Origin of the sequence: Novipirellula methanifontis (assembly GCF_052161655.1) — a bacterium.
Classification (GTDB): Bacteria; Planctomycetota; Planctomycetia; order Pirellulales; family Pirellulaceae; genus Novipirellula.
In genome coordinates this window covers 6917135-6934470 of the sequence record NZ_CP197418.1, presented here as the reverse complement: position 1 = coordinate 6934470, position 17336 = coordinate 6917135, and the positions used below count along the sequence as shown (strand labels likewise).

The following is a 17336-nucleotide window of genomic DNA, read 5'->3' as shown; positions in this document are numbered from 1 at the left end:
CCGACGACGCGGATAATCTTGGTTGGGATAATGTTGTTGGGAGCCACGGAATTGTCGGTTTCTGTAAGGTTTTGAAGCACAGAGGATAGTTTTTTTGCGGACGCTGTCAATCGCAGCTATCCCGGGGTCAAGCGGCGCCGACGCGTTTGCACAAAGGAAATCAGGCTGACGACTAAGAAAATCGTGCAAAGCACCGTCATTGCAATGACAACTTCCATCGCTAATGAGTTCACTTCGATCCCTCGCAGAGCGCGAAACATAGCGAAAAGTACACTACTTCCACCGGTCAGCGTCCCCAGCAGTGCAATTGCGGCTGCGGTGTACATCGCATGCTTGCGGCGGTGTGGGTTCAGCCCCACGACGCCACAAAATAACATCGGAATTCCGAACATCATCGGGCAAAATTGAGACGGCATTTTCTGCATCGTCAACATCAACGCCATCATTGTGACGATGCACAACAGCAAGCCAAATACGATCGCAATGCGTGACATCAGTCGCCACTCCGCTCCAAAGTAATTCGCTGGGCTCCACTGCCCAGTTCCAAAGCCTAAGTTCCATCCGGGTTTCCACGCGCCAAAACTGGGCCGTCGGTGCTGGCTGCGAGCAATCGAACGCGAATTTCGCGTCGCCCGCGGCTGGCGGACTGTTGATTTAGTGAGCCGCTCGCGCGTGAGCGGCCGGGTTCCACGTATTACCCGTGCCTTACGGCCCGTGGCTCACCACTACCATTTGCATTTCGATTAAATCGACAGCTCGCTTGCGTCATCGACTCACAAAAACAGACGGAACTTAAAGTTTTTGGCACTCGCTTCCGAAGGCCGAAATCGTATCGCCCGACGTTTGATTGGGCGAGGGGGCTCTAACGAGCCAAATGATTCGCTCACCCGAACTTAATTTTACAGGATAGCGTGACAGAAGATAGCGTGACAGAATTCGACGCTTTGATTTCTCAAGCCGATTTTCGACGTTCCTTAGTCCTGCGACCGCACTGCGTTTTTCTCCATCTTTAACACTGGCAGTCGGCGTCCGAGGTCGATTTGATCCCGGATTGATTCGGGGGTCTCGTCGGCTGGACGGGGGCGTTGGTCAGGCCGGATTTCTGGGGCAACAAAATGTGATCCTTGTCGTGTTCCCCGCCGTTTGAATTCGTTCTCGATCGCCAATCGCAGCGAGGACTTTTCCAAACACCATTTTGGCTCGATCAGATAGCTCGAAGGAGCATCACCGCTGACGCGTTCGACAATCACCTCGGCCGGAATCCGCTCGAGAAAATCGACCACGGTGTGGATGTATTCTTCTCGCTGCATCAAGACAATTTCACCGCTTTGCACTTGGTCGCCCAGCGGCGTGCCTAGGACGGCATACAAATTGTGGATTTTGACGGCATCAAAACCGAGTCGACCGATTTCGGTGGCCGTTTCCATCATCATCGCGTGAGTTTCGCCAGGAATTCCCAAGATCACGTGGCTGCAGCATTCAAATCCGCGGCCTCGGCTACGGTCGATCGCATTGATCATACTGGCGTGATCGTGGGCCCGGTTCATCCATCGCAGCCCGGCATCGTGGATGGTTTGCATCCCAAATTCGAGCGAGACGTAGGTTTCACGAGCCAAAGTTTCCAGCAGCGTCAAGACGCTCTCCGGCACACAGTCCGGGCGGGTGCCGACGGCCAAGCCGACAACTCGCGGGTCGAGCGAGATCGCCAGCCGGAAAACCTCTTCGAGCTGCTCGACCGGAGCGTAGGTGTTTGTCGCAGGCTGAAAATAGGCGATAAAACCCGCCACTTTGTCATAGCGTTTGGTGACCGTTTCGATCCCCGTCGCCAATTGTTCGCTGACCTGTTTCAGCCGCACGCGGCGTGACGGGCTGAACGATCGGTTGTCGCAAAAATTGCAACCTCCACGTGCGACCGCTCCGTCGACGTTGGGGCAGGTAAACCCTGCATCAATGCTGACGCGTTGGATTCGGCCACCAAATTGACGGCGTAGCGATGCACCAAATGCATTAAATGGCAATTTTTCCGATTGCCATTTCAATCGTTCGTTAATTTCGGGGTCGATCAATTTAGGAACCGTTGCCATTTATGAAAACTTGGTCAAAATATGAGGATGACGTGAACGGGAATTCATGGCTCGCTCGGCGGGTGATCGTTTAATCCGAACCTCGATCCGAATCCCTTGGAAACTTAAAACCGTCATCATGATGGGGAATGTGGGACTTGTGCGATGTCAAAAATCGCTAAAAAGCCGCTGATTCCCCGTTTATTTACTCAGATTGGAAGGCTGTGATCGTGGAATTTGAAGACGAACAATCGAAACCTCAATTTGCGGGTGCCTACGGCCAGCTTACCCCTTGTGGTGGCGGTGACCCCATTCCGCTTGTGAAAGACCGACTTTTGGTCGGACGCCGTAGCGAATGCGATATTCAATTGAAGTTCGCCAATGTTTCGAGCCAGCACTGCCGGTTAACTCTCGAACACGGTTATTGGTTCATTCGTGACTTGAACAGCCGCAATGGGTTGAAGGTCGATGGTCGTCCTGTTCAGCGTAAGCGTATCGACCCCAACAGCAAAGTGTCCATCGCACGCCACGAGTATCTGATTGAATATGAGCCCCAGTTGTTAGGGGCCTACGGACCTCCGCCTGCTGATGATGATTACTTGGAAGACTTGATGAAGAGTTCGTTGATGGACCGAGCTGGATTGTCCCGGCGCGATCCGAAGAAGCCCTCTTCAAACCAAGATCGAAGCGGTTAAGGTTAGCGTTTGCTCAACCACGACACACTTACGTTGTCTTGGCCCCATCCAGGATTCTACGGAATTCTGGATGGGGAATTACGCCACAATACCTACCGTTCAGTAAAGCACTCTCCATGACTCGTTTGGCTCATCACGTTTTTTTCACTTTGAAAGACCGCAGCGACGAAGCGGTTCAAACGCTTGTCGAAGCTTGTGAAAAGTATCTCAACAACCACGACGGGCTTGTCGAGTTTGCCGTCGGCACGCGTGTGAAAGACCTCAATCGTCCCGTTAACCACGATTTTGACGTATCACTACACACCGTTTTCGCTGATCGTGCGGCACATGATGCCTACCAAGTCGCCGAGCGGCATTTGCAGTTCATCGCCGAAAACAAAGAGTCCTGGGCCGAAGTGAAGGTTTGTGACAGCAATTTGCGTTAAACAGCTTAATGCCAGTCTCGTGGGTCGATCCGGTAATAGGTCTTTAGCAATCGGAACAATTCCGGATGTCGACCCTGCATCGGCTGTGGCCGTTCAAAAAAGCATTCGCTGGCAACGGCGAAAAATTCGGCCTCGTTGGTCGCGCCGTACGGGTCCAATAACGTTCGACGTCCCGCATCGACGTCGTGTACGAGTTGCTTGAACTCTTGTCCGGCGATGTCGTTCCACGCCGCTTGGTCGGCGTTTTTGTCAAACGAAATCGAGCCGCCCATTTCGCCATCAAGCCCATCTAAGTGATGAGCGAATTCGTGAATCACGACATTGCGTCCGTCGTTGTGGTCAGAGGCCAACAGGACTTCGGGCCACGACAAGATCACGCCGCCGTTGTCCCAGGCTTCACCGACGGTGTGCTGAAGCACGCCGTTGCGGTTTCGCACCATCACGTCGGGGTAAACCAAAATCGTGGTCACGCCATCGAAATAATAGTCTCCGGAACAGAGCAAGATGAATGCGGCATGGCCCGCGATGGTCGTCTTCATTTCATCCGAAACATCCAGCCCCTCACAACCCTCCCAATTGCGTTCAGCGATCAAAATGCGAACGCAATCGAGAATTCGATTTTGCAGGTCCGGTTGCAAGCGGTTGAACGCAGGAACGTTCTGTTTCAGGATCTGCAGTTGCGGTTCTGGTAACGCAACCGCCAACCACGCTCGTCGACGGCGGTTGCGAAAAAAGGACCACATTATTTTTGATTGACCTCGACCCCGAAGGATACCAGTTCCGCACTTTGTGCCTCGAGTTTTTTGGCGTCGATCGGGTTCTCACCGAGGTACACCTGCATAAACGGAGCAAACCGTCGTTCACCCTGGAAATCCTTGCGACACATTTCCACCAACGGTGACAAGTCGGCGATCTTGTTTCGCGACATGATCAACATGCTCAACTCTCGCAACCCCGTGATCGGTTCAAGCGAGGTGATTTGGTTGCCCGCGATATCCAGAGTGGACAGCCATCCCAAATTACGAACAGGTTCGAGGTCGGTTAACTGGTTCTCCGAGACATCGAGCGACCAAATCTTGTTGAGACCCTTGATTCCGTCGATCGAGGTTAGCTTGTTCTTCGCCAGATACAGCGTTCTCAAATTAGCCATTTTTTCGAGCGGCGAGGTGTCGCTGACGCTGTTGCCCGCCAAATCCAAAAGCTGCATCGCGGTCAAGCCCGCAAGCGGTTTGATGTCGGTGATTTTGTTGTTGGCCAGAGTGACTGATTGCAGTCGTTTCAGTTCCGCGATCGGCGTCAGGTCGGTGATCTCGTTGTCCGCAAGATCGATCAGCATCAACGCTTGGCAATGCTGGAGGCCATCGAGGCTCTTGATCTTCTTTCCCTTGCCAACCACGCGAGAGATGTTGGCCACATCTTCTTTAGTAATGGCTTCGGTGTTGTTGCGTTTCGCAAACACTTCGGCCCGCACTGCGGCTTCGAGTGCAGGGTCCGGAAATAGGGATGGGGCCGGTTTGGCGGGAGCCTCTTTTGCAGCGGCTTCCTTGGGAGCCTTTTCCTTGTCTTCGCCACGAAGTGCAGCGGCAGGAAGGGCAACTAGCAGAGTGAGCAGAAAAGCAGAGGTGGGATTCAAAACTGGCATGCGAGAGTCTCTCGAAGTACAAGCAGGTGGGACCTGGGCGGCAAGTGTCAGCCGCGTCGCAGGCATTGAAGTGGGCAAATGATATGCTGCCCATTCTAGTCCAATTCCCGCCGTGTTCCCACATCCCCCGCTGTCGACCAACGTTGGATAGGCTCGAGGGATAGGCTTCCTGTCGGTAAATCGACGTGGAATTGCCTGCCATCCAACCTGGATTTCCGTCTGTCCGACTCCACCCGACAAAACGGAAAGCCATTTTCGCACAAGAGTTTTTGCACTTTAGACCGACTCGTCATCGGCCTTGGTTCGTGCTGGTTTCACGCTAGTGCCAAAACACTTAAGTTCCGTCCGGTTTTGAGGCGGCAAAACCGAGCCGACGTAACTTAAGGTTTCTAACGCTAGTTTCGCGATCGAGGGGCTGCTCAGCCAAACAATCGCTCGTGAGGATCCGTCAAACCATCGGCGAGGCGTCGTAGCGCTTCGGTCTCGATCTGGCGAACGCGTTCGCGAGTCAAACCCAGTTCGGCTCCGATTTCCTTCAGCGTCTTCGGATCGCATCCTTCCAGACCGAAACGTAGTTTCAGTACGGTGGCTTCGCGTTCTTCGAGATCACCGAGCAGTTCCATCGCATGACGCAGGATGTCATGGTCAAGCATTTCCTCGTCGGGAGCCTTCAAACGCTCGTCCATCACCATGTCGCCAAGAGACCATCCCGATTCGGTTTGGTCGCTCTGGGGCGTGCTGTTGCTGATGCGAATCGCCTTGCGAATAATCGGCAGCTTCTTTTTCGGAAGTCCCAACAATCGAGCGATCTCCTCGTTCGATGGGGTGCGGCCAAGTTCTTCGCTCAAACGTGCAGTCGCCCTTCGCCATTTGCTCAGCAGTTCGACCATGTACGCGGGGATGCGAATGGTCTTGGCACTGTTGATCAACGCGCGTTTGATCGACTGTTTGATCCAGTAGCTGGCGTAGGTACTGAAGCGTGTTCCCATCGTTGGGTCGAACCCTTCGACGGCACGCAACAGGCCAAGGTTGCCCTCTTCGATCAAGTCTTGCAGCCCCAGGCCTTTGCCGGTGTAGCCGCGGGCGATGTTAACGACCAAACGCAAATTGGCGCGAACCATACGGTCGCGAGCCAACGCATCGCCTTGTGCGATTCGCGTTGCCAGTTCGGTCTCGTCATCCGCAGATAACAAAGCCGTTTCGTTGATCTCGCGCAAATAAGTTTCCAAGGGAGACTGTGCCGCACTGCTGCGGGGAGTGGCTCGCTTGGACGGACGAATTCGAGACTCCGCAAGTTCGGTATCAACTTCGGACTCGACGTCGCTAGAAAGTTCTTCGATTTGTGACATGGATTACTCGGACGCTAGTGGTCGAACATCGGCTTTCGTCCATCACGTTGTTCAATCCAAAAGGTTGCGGCACACATTGGAAGGGTGTGAGCACCAAAATCGTCAAACTAAGGGGAGGAAACGTGACGCGAAAGTCGCATTCGACGGGGTGGAGGTCAGGTGAACAATGCTAGCATCGGCAAGTTCTTGACTCTGACTTCAGTTTCCGGCAAAGCGGACGAGTGTTTCCGATTATTCCGATTAGGCGGCCCCCTTGGGTTGCTGAAAGATTGCCGAACACGGTCGAGCCAAGCGGTTAGGCAAACGAGGTGAGCCATGGGCTCACAGGATCGAGCCAATTGTCGCTCGGCTTTCCAAGCCGTTGGCGTGCTTCACGTTTTTCGATCGATGCGAGAGAGAGACCACGTTCGATTTGGATGCGACGTTCGGCGCTGGCGGTTCCAGCTTGGAAAGCTGGCCGACAATGGGTGCGCGCGGTCACCCGGTGCCTCACGGCCAATGCCATCTACTTTGGCACTAACCGGGCAGGTCACGCTGCACCGCTACAACAAAAAAACGCTGCCGGATCTAAATCCGACAGCGTTTCAAAAATGGAATAGCGTTTAAGCCAATTCGGGGGCGTTCAATATGAACGAATTATTTGTTCCCAGCAGCTTTGAAGCTTTCGTTGCCGATTCCAACGATTCCAACGGCAACACGTGGGCCAGCGTCACCCGACGGTTGGCTCTTGAGGTCGTCTTTGCCGGCGTGCACAACAAACGAACGTCCAAGGATGAAGTGCAGCGCGGTGTCCTTGGTGGTCACGTTGACAGTGGCAACACCTTGATCGTCGGCAAGAATGTTTCCAAGGTCACCTGCGTGGCTGTGAGCACCGGGACCGCCGTGATCATGTCCAGCTGGGTTGAAGTGACCACCAGCCGAAGTTCCATCGGCAGCACGGCGATCGCCGAACTCATGGATGTGGAAGCCGTGTTCGCCGGGAGTTAGGTTGCGAACTTTGCCTGAGATCACAAGCTCGTCGCCCTTTTGCACCAAACGCAGCGTGCCGCGTGCCTTGTTGTCCTTGGTCGGCATCAATACGCAAACGCCAAGCGTTGGCAGCTCGCCGTGAGCATGGTCGTGCGAGTGCTTTTCTTCAGCATTTGCGACAGGAGCAACAAACCATGCGGCGAGCGCAACCAGTGCCATTGTTTTCATAAAACCCAGTTTCATCGATCGTCTCTCGTTGTAAGGGGGGAATGGGGAAGGAGCGATTTGGTTAACGTTTTCTAAGTTAGCGATTGTACACATTAAGTGAATGCAAGTCGTTTGCCCAAATCATGTTTTTCCAAAACGATGCATTTGATCATTGTCGGCCAGCTTTCCACGCTGGAACCGCACTCTTTACCTTTGCCGCAAAGGTCGTTCCGATTTTCCAGCAGATGCAATGTAAATTGTTGGAATGTTGCGTGAAGTTCGGTTGTAACCTCAGCTCACGTTGTTTGGGAATGTCTAGCCGCATCGGGATTTACGAGCTTTTTAGCCTCTTCTGGTGCAGTTTCCGATATTCGCCAGGGGTCATCCCCTCGCTTGCGCGGAATTGGCTCGCCATATAGGCGGGATATTGAAAGCCACTCGAAAACGCGACATCCTCCAATTTCAGGGTCGATTCACATAGCAACGATTTTACCCGCTGGATCCTCGCCTCGCGGATCGCATCGAGTGGAGAATGGCCGGTTGCGGCATGGAACCGCCGCTCCAGCGTTCGCCGAGACAGGGTCGTTTTCGGCGTCGAGTTCATTTTTGGTGATGCGGCCACATGGGCGAGTACGTCCGGAACGCCGATTCCATCACACGCGCGGCGACGAATGAAACCGAGTGCCAAAGCAATTTCGGGATCGTCGATCGCATCGGTTTGCGTACTTCGCCGCAGCTCAACTCCCCGCGGTGGCACAACGATCGACTTGGGCAATTTTGCGTCAGTGTGAGAGTTTGTCTGCATCAGTTGATCCAGCAATCGGGCGGCTTCGTAACCAATCGTTTCGGTGTCCAGGGCAACACTCGTCAGCGGTGGATCACTCAACTCGCATAACACTTGGTCATTGTCTACGCCCACCACCGCGACCTGTTCTGGAACAAGCCAGTGATGTTGGCGGCAAACGTCCAGCAACGTTCGGGCGGTGGCGTCGTAACACGCCATCACTGCAACCGGTTTGGGTAGCGACGCAATCCAGTTCGCGAGTTCGTCGCGATGTTGGTACCAAGCTTCATGATGCCGCGGTTCGGTACTCATATCGATAATGGCACAAGGAAATCCGGATTGCTCAATGCACTGTGCAAAACAATCACGGCGAGATTCGGACCAACCGTAGCCGCGGAGCCCCACGTAACCAAAGGAGCGAAAGTTACGTTCGAGCAAATGTTCGGCCGCCAGCCTTGCGCAGGCTCGGTCATCGTTAGACACGGCGATGGTGCCGTCCGGATTTTCTTCGCCAAGATAGACTGCCGGGATTCCCAATTCCGACGCTTGCTTCATCGTTTCGAGTCGCAGCGATCGAATCAGCATTCCATCAAAGCGGTCGGCTGCCGATGGAGCGGCAAGCAGCCACCGCGGGATCGGGTCGTCCAATCCCCGCTCTTCCACGTAGATCGACCACCTCTGGTGCAGTCGTGCATACCGCCCAATCCCCGTCAGTAATCCGCGGCCAAATGCTTTCGAAGTTTCGATTAATAACGCAACCTTGCGATCTGCCACTGCCATTGCCTGGGTTCTTTCTAGAAATCACGGGTGACGCAAAATTGATAGAGCGTGACGCAAAAGTGGATTGTAGTCGAATACCGCAGCGGGTATCGTTCATTCGTCTTACTCCCCCCGGCTGCACCGCCTTGGCGTGCTGCGGATCGTTTTTCTCTAACGTCGCTTGAAGTTCAATGCTGATTGATTGCCATCATCATTTGTGGAAGTATTCTGCCGAACAATACGGATGGATTTCGGATGAAATGTCCGTGTTAAAGCAGGATTTTTGGACTGCGGAACTCCGACAAATTTCCAGCGAATCGGCGATCACCGGGTTTGTCTCGGTCCAGGCTCGGCAATCGTTATCGGAAACCGACGACTTGCTTCAATTCGCCGAAACCGAGCCCCTCGTCCGCGGCGTCGTGGGCTGGGTTCCGCTTGCCGCCGTCGATGTCGAAAAATCATTGGATCGCTACGCCGACGCCAAAATGCTAAAAGGAGTCCGGCATGTGGTTCAAGACGAGCCGGATGATCGATTTTTGCTCGGCAGCGATTTCAATCGCGGAGTCTCGCTGCTGAAAGATCGCGGTCTGGTTTACGATATTTTGATCTTTGCTCGTCAATTGCCCGCCGCAGTCGAATTTGCCAGCCAACATCCCGACCAAGTGTTCGTGCTGGATCATGTCGCTAAACCGACAATCAAGAAGGCTGAGTTTGACCAGAACTGGGAGGTTTACTTTCGGGAATTGGCCAAACGCGAAAACGTCGCCTGCAAATTCTCGGGCATCGCCACCGAAGTTCGTGATCCCTCGTGGGATATTGAAACGCTCCGGCCGTATTGGGACATCGCGTTAGAAGCCTTTGGCCCAAAACGAATGATGTATGCTAGTGATTGGCCTGTATGTCTGTTGGCCAGCGAATATTCGCGTTGGTTGGGTGTCGTTCGCGAGCTGGCGAGCGAATTGTCACAAGACGAACAAAACGACTTCTTCGCCAACAATGCGATTCGCGAATACCAACTCTGATCAGGTAGGCAGGAATCACTGGGTGAAATCCCGTTAGCCGTTTGGGCGCTAGCCCCGGTTCAGCGCCGGAACCGTGGCTAGCGCCAAAACGGCCAATTTACTGAAAGACTCCTGCCTAACTGCTTAGTTTTCGTCTGCCTCGATGTCTTTCGTCTGCATCAGTTTGCTTCAATTTGAGCCGTCGGCTCTCCTTTTAAAACCACTTCCATCTTCAAACCATCTCGTACGGACAGATCCTTACCATGCGTGCCATTCAAATCTCGGAACTCAAAACGTTAAAGCAAGTGGACATCGACGAGCCTGCGGCACCGTCCGCCGGCCAAGCACTCGTTCGCACTCATCGGATGGGCGTTTGTGGAACCGATATCAGTTGCTACCTGGGTAAGTTTCCTTTCTTTGATTTCCCACGGATTCCAGGGCACGAGCTCGGCGTCGAAGTCGTTTCGGTCGGCGAAGGGGTTACCAATGTCAAAGCCGGAGATCGCTGCAGCATCGAACCGTACATGAATTGTGGTGAATGTTACGCGTGCCGTCGCGGAGCCATCAATTGTTGCCAAAACCTAAAAGTCATTGGCGTGATGATGGACGGCGGTCTTTGCGAATCGTTCTTAGTGCGTGCGGATAAATTGCATCCGTCGACCAAGTTGTCCTACGATCAATTGGCGCTCGTAGAAACCTTGGCCATCGGATGCCACGCAAACGACCGCGGAGCTCCGGAAAAAGGCGACCATGCGTTGATCATTGGGATGGGACCGATTGGATTGGCGACACTCGAGTTCGCTCGGCTGACCGACGCGACCATTAGCGTGATGGACATGAACCAAGGCCGACTCGATTTTGTTCGTGAAAACTACGGAATCGAAAACACCGTGCTGTTCAAAGGGGATGGCAGCGAAGTCGAACGAATGAAAGAGTTGACCGGCGGCGACATGTTCCAAGTGATCACCGACGCCACTGGCAACAAATATTCGATGTCGGGAGCACTCCAGTACCTGGCGCCGACCGGACGTCTTGTCTATGTCGGCATCACGACCGACGAATTGACTTTCAAGCACCCCGTAATGCATCGGCCCGAAGCGACGATTTTGGCTTCCCGCAACGCCCTGCCACCAGACTTCACTCGAATCATTGGGCTGATCGAGGACGGCACGATCAATACCGATCCTTGGATTACCCACCGAACCAGCTTTGACGGTGTCATCAACGATTTTGAATCGTTCACCAAGCCCGAAACGGGCGTGATCAAAGCCATCATCGAAGTGGTTTAAAAATCAGCCTTACTTCGGCAACGAGTCGGCGATTAATCAGAATTCGCCGCCTTGTTTGTCGTTCCGGCAGCCCATGGCGTGCTCTCGCAGCACGCTTTCCATCCCGCCATCCTTCGTGGTCTAGGTGCCGTAAGTCGTATCCGCGGCTGGACTTAATGAAACGGATCGTCCTGTTTGGCGGAAGGGTGGCCTAGAGCATTTCCGCTTTTCCGACTTGACATCATCACCATTTCAAACGATTGTTTAAAACAGTTGTTTAAAATGAGACATAGGGTGATCGCTTGTCTGAGACCAATTCTTCTCTTCCGCCGCGAGATGTGGCTGCCGATACTCGCACCCGGTTATTAATGGCCGGGGGGGCGGTGTTTGCTAATCGTGGCTTTAATCGAGCGACGGTTCGCGAGATTTGCGGCGAAGCCAACGTCAACATTGCCTCGGTGGGATACTACTTTGGCGACAAGCTAGGGCTCTATCGCGAAGTGATGGAGTACGTGCGTCATTCACGCGAGCATGCGTTTCCGGTTCCGGAATCGATCGGTGACGAACCTCGTTACGACCTTTTTTGTCTTGTCCAAACGCTGCTGTCGCGGATGTTGACCGATGACGAAGGAGGCTGGGAAACCGAGCTGTTTTTACGTGAGATGCAGAATCCTACTTCGGTGTTTCGCGAGATGGTGAACGATTTTTTCCGCCCCATGTTCGATCAGATTCGCAATGCGGTGCAGTCCATTCTCGGTCGTCCCGTGCCCCAGCATGTGATCGATCAATTGGCGCTCAGCGCGGTCGGGCAATGCCTTTATTACCGAGTCAGCGGCGGCGTCGTGAAGATTTTGATTCCCGATTCCGAGCGGGCGGAGCATTATGACGTTCGTTCGCTCAGCCATCACATCACGGCGGTGATCTTGGCGTCGGCGGACCAGGCCGCGTTGTTGGACCACAAGACACAGCTCACTGAGTTAATTGACGCTCGTGCCAAACCCATCGAAGAAAAACAATAGAACGTCGTTTTCATCACTTATATAACATGACTTCTCCCACTCTTTCTAAACATACTGACGCGGCTTTTTCGCCGTCGTCCGAAGCGTCTCGATCCATTGACGCTGGACATTCACCGGATCCCTCGGTTTCACCTATGAATCCTGACCCAAAACATCCTCCGGCAACCCGACACGTTTTTACGCCATCGTGGTTTTTGTTCAACGTGATCATTCCGCTTGCGATTGTGGTGGTCGCGGTAGGGACGGTGATCGCGCTCGGAAAGGTCGGGCCGTCGCAGCGGCCACCCGCGGATGCGAGTTACGCCGGGCGAATGAAATCGTTAACGCCGGTACGAACCGAGCGAGTCAAATCGTTAAGCGATTTTGGCAAGCGACTGCAGTTGCAGGTTGATGGCACCGTGGTGCCGTTTCGTGAAGTGCGTCTCGCCACAGAGGTGGCGGGGAAAATTATCTTCAAATCCGACCAGTGCGAAGCAGGTGCCTTTGTCAAAAAAGACGATTTGTTAATGCGAATTGATCCGACGGATTACGAGCTCGAAGTCACGCGATTGACTCGGTTGAAAGAACAAGAGTACGAGGCGCTGGGTGAAGTCGACCAAGAAATGGCGAACACCAAACGTTTGATCGAAGTCGCGATCGAAGACGAAGCATTGCAGCAGCGTGAAGTGCAAAGGTTGCAATCGTTGCCGGGCGGATTTGCCAGTGAAGGGGAAATCGACAAAGCGAAACGGGCCGTTCTGCAATCCACTCAGCAGCGAGTCAGCTATGAAAACCAACTTGAATTGCTCCGCAAACGTCGCTCTCGATTGGAAGCATCCGAACGTTTGGCCGGCGCCCAATTGAACACTGCGAACGTCAACCTCGAGCGAACTGAAATCCGCTCGCCGATCGATGGTGTGATTGTCAACGAAGATGCTGAGTTAAATACCTTTGTTGCTCGTGGTAGCACGATCGTCACGATCGAGGACACCACCAAAGTCGAAGTGGCCACAAGTTTACGGATGGACCAGCTTTATTGGGTGCTTGATCAAGCCGATCGATCGGTCAGCCCGGTCAAAGGAGAGGGACGGGGATACGATATTCCCGAAACGCCCGCGATCGTCGAGTTTGAAATTTCGGGTCGCGAAGGCAAAGTCTATCGCTGGGACGGGCGACTGTTGAGCTACGACGGGATTGGACTTGATCCCACGACGCGAACGGTTCCGGTCCGTATTCTCGTCGATGATCCCAGTGAATTTAAAACCGAAGGCGGATCGGCATCGCTGTCAGGCCCTTCGACGCTGGTACGTGGCATGTACGTGACCGTCAAACTTTTAATCCAGCCGACAACGCCGCTGGTAGTTATCCCCGCTGCGGCGATGAAGCCCGGCAACCGTGCCTGGGAATTTGTCCCCGACGAATCGGTACTTGAGGTTTCCTCGCAATCGTCGGTGCAGGGAAATCAAGCAGTGGATCAATCAACAGGGACAACCTTGGTTTCCAAGGCAGCAGCCGAGGCGAAGGTGGCGACCCCAGAAAAGGGTGCCCCTGCAAACGACGAGGCTCCGGAAAATCCGACAGCGGAAACGGATGCTGCCGGATTTGATCCTACTGCATGGCAGGCCGGACGGATTGTCAATCGCGACTCGATCTTTCCCGTCGATTCGTTGTCGGTCGCCGGCGTGTTTGCGGAGTCCGATCAAGACAATCCCCTGCAAAATGGCGATAAAAAGTGGTGGGTTTGTGAGGTCCAAGATCAACGGATGAAAGCGGGCGCGTACGTGGTCGTCTCCCCCGTGGGCACCGTTGATGGAGACACGATGCCGGCCCGAATGAATACGCTTGAAGCAGCCGGCGTGGCAACCCAAACGACGCCGGCGACAACCAATGTGTCTGCCGACCTGCGAATGGACATGACCAAGGAGACCGCTCAGTGAAACGGTTTATTGGTTGGGCGATCAAAAATTCGCCAGGCATGAACGTCTTGATGTTGGCGCTCATGTTAGTCGGCGGCATTTCGCTTTGGAAAATGCGTCGGGAAGTTTTTCCCGAATTTGAACTCGAAGTCGTGATGGTGACCGTTCCCTATCCGGGCGCGACACCTCAAGACACCGAAGAAGCGATCTGTCAAAAGATCGAAGAGGCGATTCGCGCGATCGACGGGATCAAAAAGGTCACCTCGATTGCCCAAGAAGGCTCGGGCTATGTGCTGGCGGAATTGCGCAGCGATGTCAAAGACGTGCAAAAAGTGATGTCCGAGATCGACCGCGAAGTCAATCGGATTCCTAGCTTTCCCGTATTGGCCGAAGATCCTCAAATTCAACAGATCACGTTTCGTGAAGCCGCCATTCGTGTCGGAGTCGTCGGTCCTGACGACCGTTCGCGAGAAGCCGAGTTGCGATTGCGTGAGGTGGCCGAAGAGGTTCGCGACGACCTTTTGCAAATTAACGCGGTCTCGTCCGCATCGATCATGGGTTCACGCGATTACCAGATCGATGTCGAGATTCCCGAAGCGACGTTACGCAGCTATGGATTGTCACTCAGCCAAGTGGCGTCGATTCTGCGAGACCGGAACGTCGAGTTGCCAGGCGGATTGTTGAAATCCGAAGGCCAAGAAGTCTTGCTGCGTGCGAAAAATAAAGGACGAATTGGCGAAGAAATTGCCAAGCTTCCGCTGGTCACTCAGCCCAACGGAGTCGTGTTGACGGTCGCCGATCTAGGCGTGGTCAAGGACGAATTCGCGGACGTCACCGCCACCGGCGAAATCAACGGCGAACCGGCCATGGTCGTGAACGTCGAACGTACCAAGAGCGAAGACCTGCTGGCGATGGTCGACGCCGTCTATGAATACGTGGAACTGAAAGAGCTTCCCGAGGGCTATCGGTTCGAGATCTGGGGCGACAGCAGCAAGGATGTACGAGACCGCCTTTCGCTGTTGCTACGAAACGGTGCGCAAGGTTTGTTTCTGGTGTTCCTGGTACTCGCGTTGTTTCTCGAAATTCGCTTGGCCGTTTGGGTCGCTCTCGGTATTCCGATTTCGATTCTTGGTGCCGGAGCGATGTTGTCATGGGGCGACCAAACGCTCAATATGCTGAGTTTGTTTTCGTTCCTGGTCGCTTTAGGCATCGTCGTCGATGATGCGATCGTGATCGGCGAAAATATTTACTCGCACCAACAGATGGGCAAGTCACTGTTGGACGCCGCGATCGACGGTGCGACCGAGGTATTGCCAAGTGTGGCAGCATCGGTAACGACCACCGTGATCGCATTCTCGCCGATGTTTTTTGTGTCGGGAGTGATGGGCAAATTTATGGCGGTGATACCCTTTGCCGTGATCGCGATGTTGCTGATCTCGTTGTGGGAAAGCACGTTTGTATTGCCCTGTCACTTGGCGCATCGGCATCACGGCGTCTTTCGCGTGATTTCGGTTGTGATGTATCCGCTGCGACCGTTTGGACTGGTGTTGGGATGGGCCAGCGTGCGAGCGACGCAAGGAATGGATTGGGTTTGTACTCGATTTTATGTCCCCACGCTCAAGTTCAGTCTGCGATATCCCCCGTTCATGATCGCGGTCGCAATCGCAATGTTCCTCATTACGATCGGGATGGTCCGCGGCGGAATTGTGAAGAGCATTTTGTTTCCCAAGTCGGATAACAATTTTTTGCAAGCGACGGTGGTTTTTCCAGACGGCACTTCGGCTTCGGAAACGGATCGCGCGACGCAGGCGATGGAAGAAGCGATACGTCGCGTCAGTATTCGTGTTGCTGAGCGGCGGGCAGTTGAGACCGGAATTTCGGCAAGTGAAATCTATGAACAGCCCGTAGATAAAGTGACTGGACCGGTTCGCTTGACCTATCGCGAGAATGGAAAGATCACCAATACGCAAGGTCCGATGGGCGGAAACGGTGGCGGTGGCAGCCATCTCGGCCAGGTATTCGTCGAGCTATTTGATACCGAAATTCGCGACATCCATAGCGATCTATTGCTTTCGATGTGGCGTGAGGAAGTGGGCGAGTTGGCGGGGGTCGAGAAGATCAACTATGGCTCGGTCGGTGTCGGCCCAAGTGGCAAACCCATCGAGTTCAAACTGCTCGCGCAAAGCGAAAACGTCGATCAATTGTTGGCTGCGACCGAGGCGATCAAATCGAGATTGGCCGATTTCAGCGGCGTTTACGATATCGCCGATGACAATACACCTGGGAAATGGGAGTTCCAATTTAAAGTCAAAGATCGTGCACTGGCCACCGGTGTGACGCCGATGGATCTGGGCGATACGGTTCGCAATGCTTACTTCGGAGCCGAGGTGATGCGGTTGCAGCGAGGCCGGCACGAAGTCAAATTGATGGTCCGGCATCCCGAAGAAGAACGTAACAGTTTGGTGGATTTCCGCGAAATCCGCGTTCGTACCGCTGATGGAAAACAGAGCCCCATCACCGAATTGGCCGATGTGGAACTGAAGCGAGGGTTCTCGGAAATCAACCGTGTCGACCAGATGCGTTCGGTGACGATATCGGCTGATTTGGATGAAACGACGGCCAATGCCGATTTGATCATCGGCGAACTGCAAGCTGATTTTGTTCCCCAGTTGCTCACGCAGTACCCTGCGGTATCGCTCCGCTGGGAAGGGCAACGTGAGCAGAGTAACGAGTCGGTGGGCAGTTTGATGGTCGGGTTTGGGATCGCGATCGTTTGCATGTTTGTCTTGTTGGTGTTGCAGTTCCGCAGCTACGTCCAACCGCTGCTAATCTTGGCCATTGTGCCTTTTGGAATGATCGGTGCCGTTTGGGGACACGCGATTCTAGGGTTGCCGTTAACCTTGTTCAGCATGTTTGGGCTCGTGGCACTGGCGGGAGTGGTGGTCAACGATTCGATTGTCTTGATTGACTTTATCAATTCACGGGTTCGTGCCGGAGTTCCGCCACGTATCGCCCTGATCGAATCGGGCGAACGACGATTCCGGCCGATCATGTTGACGAGTTTAACGACGATCGCTGGGCTGTTGCCGCTGTTAATGGAAAAGTCGTTCCAGGCACAGTTGTTGATCCCGATGGCCGCCAGCTTGGCATTCGGATTGATGTTGGCGACGTCGCTCGTGTTGCTGCTGATCCCAGTGTTCTATCTGATCTACATTTGGGTGATTGAACATCTCGGATTTTCAGCGATCGAGGATGAATAG

14 protein-coding genes are annotated in these 17336 nt (G+C 53.9%); 7 read left to right on the top strand and 7 right to left on the bottom strand.

Annotated elements, in window-relative coordinates:
• Positions 1-116: 116 nt before the first annotated feature.
• Together SH528x_RS25225 and SH528x_RS25220 are read right to left on the bottom strand one after the other, a co-directional pair.
• Complete coding sequence (locus SH528x_RS25225; RefSeq protein ID WP_442506213.1) at positions 117-494, bottom strand: hypothetical protein; 378 nt, start codon at positions 492-494, stop codon at positions 117-119.
• Positions 495-974: 480 nt separating this feature from the next.
• Complete coding sequence (locus SH528x_RS25220; RefSeq protein WP_442506212.1) at positions 975-2084, bottom strand: TIGR01212 family radical SAM protein; 1110 nt, start codon at positions 2082-2084, stop codon at positions 975-977.
• A gap of 209 nt (positions 2085-2293) precedes the next feature.
• On the opposite strand from SH528x_RS25220, the gene SH528x_RS25215 reads away from it, so the two are divergent.
• Positions 2294-2758, top strand: coding sequence for an FHA domain-containing protein (locus tag SH528x_RS25215; RefSeq protein ID WP_442506211.1), 465 nt, complete (start codon positions 2294-2296; stop codon positions 2756-2758).
• Positions 2759-2874: 116 nt separating this feature from the next.
• Positions 2875-3183: a Dabb family protein gene (locus tag SH528x_RS25210; protein WP_442506210.1), complete on the top strand. Its 309-nt coding sequence runs from the start codon at positions 2875-2877 to the stop codon at positions 3181-3183.
• 5 nt (positions 3184-3188) lie between these two features.
• Here the strand turns inward: SH528x_RS25210 and SH528x_RS25205 are convergent, their stop codons facing one another.
• The 5 genes from SH528x_RS25205 to SH528x_RS25185 all read right to left on the bottom strand — a co-directional run bounded on the left by SH528x_RS25205 (position 3189) and on the right by SH528x_RS25185 (position 8914).
• Positions 3189-3926, bottom strand: coding sequence for a zinc-dependent peptidase (locus tag SH528x_RS25205; RefSeq protein ID WP_442506209.1), 738 nt, complete (start codon positions 3924-3926; stop codon positions 3189-3191).
• On the bottom strand, positions 3926-4825 hold the full coding sequence (locus SH528x_RS25200) for a leucine-rich repeat domain-containing protein (RefSeq protein WP_442506208.1): 900 nt from the start codon (positions 4823-4825) through the stop codon (positions 3926-3928). Before SH528x_RS25200 ends, SH528x_RS25205 begins: the two co-directional genes overlap by 1 nt.
• A 419-nt stretch (positions 4826-5244) precedes the next feature.
• On the bottom strand, positions 5245-6174 hold the full coding sequence (locus SH528x_RS25195; RefSeq protein WP_442506207.1) for a sigma-70 family RNA polymerase sigma factor: 930 nt from the start codon (positions 6172-6174) through the stop codon (positions 5245-5247).
• A 636-nt stretch (positions 6175-6810) separates the two neighbouring features.
• Positions 6811-7386, bottom strand: a complete 576-nt coding sequence (locus tag SH528x_RS25190; protein ID WP_442506206.1) for a superoxide dismutase family protein — start codon at positions 7384-7386, stop codon at positions 6811-6813.
• 295 nt (positions 7387-7681) lie between these two features.
• Positions 7682-8914 carry a substrate-binding domain-containing protein gene (locus SH528x_RS25185; RefSeq protein WP_442506205.1) on the bottom strand — a complete coding sequence of 411 codons (1233 nt, stop codon included), beginning with the start codon at positions 8912-8914 and terminating at the stop codon, positions 7682-7684.
• A 170-nt stretch (positions 8915-9084) separates the two neighbouring features.
• Here SH528x_RS25185 and SH528x_RS25180 point away from each other — a divergent pair, with 170 nt between their 5' ends.
• The 5 genes from SH528x_RS25180 to SH528x_RS25160 all read left to right on the top strand — a co-directional run bounded on the left by SH528x_RS25180 (position 9085) and on the right by SH528x_RS25160 (position 17336).
• A complete protein-coding gene (locus SH528x_RS25180; protein ID WP_442506204.1) occupies positions 9085-9915 on the top strand; it encodes an amidohydrolase family protein in 831 nt (276 codons plus the stop codon).
• A gap of 242 nt (positions 9916-10157) precedes the next feature.
• Entirely contained in the window at positions 10158-11183 is a 1026-nt protein-coding gene (locus SH528x_RS25175; protein WP_442506203.1) for a zinc-binding alcohol dehydrogenase family protein, read from the top strand.
• Between the two features lie 281 nt (positions 11184-11464).
• The gene (locus SH528x_RS25170) at positions 11465-12181 is read left to right on the top strand and encodes a CerR family C-terminal domain-containing protein (RefSeq protein WP_442506202.1); all 717 of its coding nucleotides are present in this window, start codon (positions 11465-11467) and stop codon (positions 12179-12181) included.
• 134 nt (positions 12182-12315) lie between these two features.
• Positions 12316-14097 carry an efflux RND transporter periplasmic adaptor subunit gene (locus SH528x_RS25165; RefSeq protein ID WP_442506201.1) on the top strand — a complete coding sequence of 594 codons (1782 nt, stop codon included), beginning with the start codon at positions 12316-12318 and terminating at the stop codon, positions 14095-14097.
• Positions 14094-17336: an efflux RND transporter permease subunit gene (locus SH528x_RS25160; protein ID WP_442506200.1), complete on the top strand. Its 3243-nt coding sequence runs from the start codon at positions 14094-14096 to the stop codon at positions 17334-17336. Before SH528x_RS25165 ends, SH528x_RS25160 begins: the two co-directional genes overlap by 4 nt.

Excerpts from the sequence above, each read along its gene's own strand:
- SH528x_RS25225 (WP_442506213.1), bottom strand. The coding sequence starts at position 494 with ATGTCACGCATTGCGATCGTATTTGGCTTGCTGTTGTGCATCGTCACA.
- SH528x_RS25220 (WP_442506212.1), bottom strand. The coding sequence starts at position 2,084 with ATGGCAACGGTTCCTAAATTGATCGACCCCGAAATTAACGAACGATTG.
- SH528x_RS25210 (WP_442506210.1), top strand. The coding sequence starts at position 2,875 with ATGACTCGTTTGGCTCATCACGTTTTTTTCACTTTGAAAGACCGCAGC.
- SH528x_RS25205 (WP_442506209.1), bottom strand. The coding sequence starts at position 3,926 with ATGTGGTCCTTTTTTCGCAACCGCCGTCGACGAGCGTGGTTGGCGGTT.
- SH528x_RS25200 (WP_442506208.1), bottom strand. The coding sequence starts at position 4,825 with ATGCCAGTTTTGAATCCCACCTCTGCTTTTCTGCTCACTCTGCTAGTT.
- SH528x_RS25195 (WP_442506207.1), bottom strand. The coding sequence starts at position 6,174 with ATGTCACAAATCGAAGAACTTTCTAGCGACGTCGAGTCCGAAGTTGAT.
- SH528x_RS25190 (WP_442506206.1), bottom strand. The coding sequence starts at position 7,386 with ATGAAACTGGGTTTTATGAAAACAATGGCACTGGTTGCGCTCGCCGCA.
- SH528x_RS25185 (WP_442506205.1), bottom strand. The coding sequence starts at position 8,914 with ATGGCAGTGGCAGATCGCAAGGTTGCGTTATTAATCGAAACTTCGAAA.
- SH528x_RS25180 (WP_442506204.1), top strand. The coding sequence starts at position 9,085 with ATGCTGATTGATTGCCATCATCATTTGTGGAAGTATTCTGCCGAACAA.
- SH528x_RS25175 (WP_442506203.1), top strand. The coding sequence starts at position 10,158 with ATGCGTGCCATTCAAATCTCGGAACTCAAAACGTTAAAGCAAGTGGAC.
- SH528x_RS25165 (WP_442506201.1), top strand. The coding sequence starts at position 12,316 with ATGAATCCTGACCCAAAACATCCTCCGGCAACCCGACACGTTTTTACG.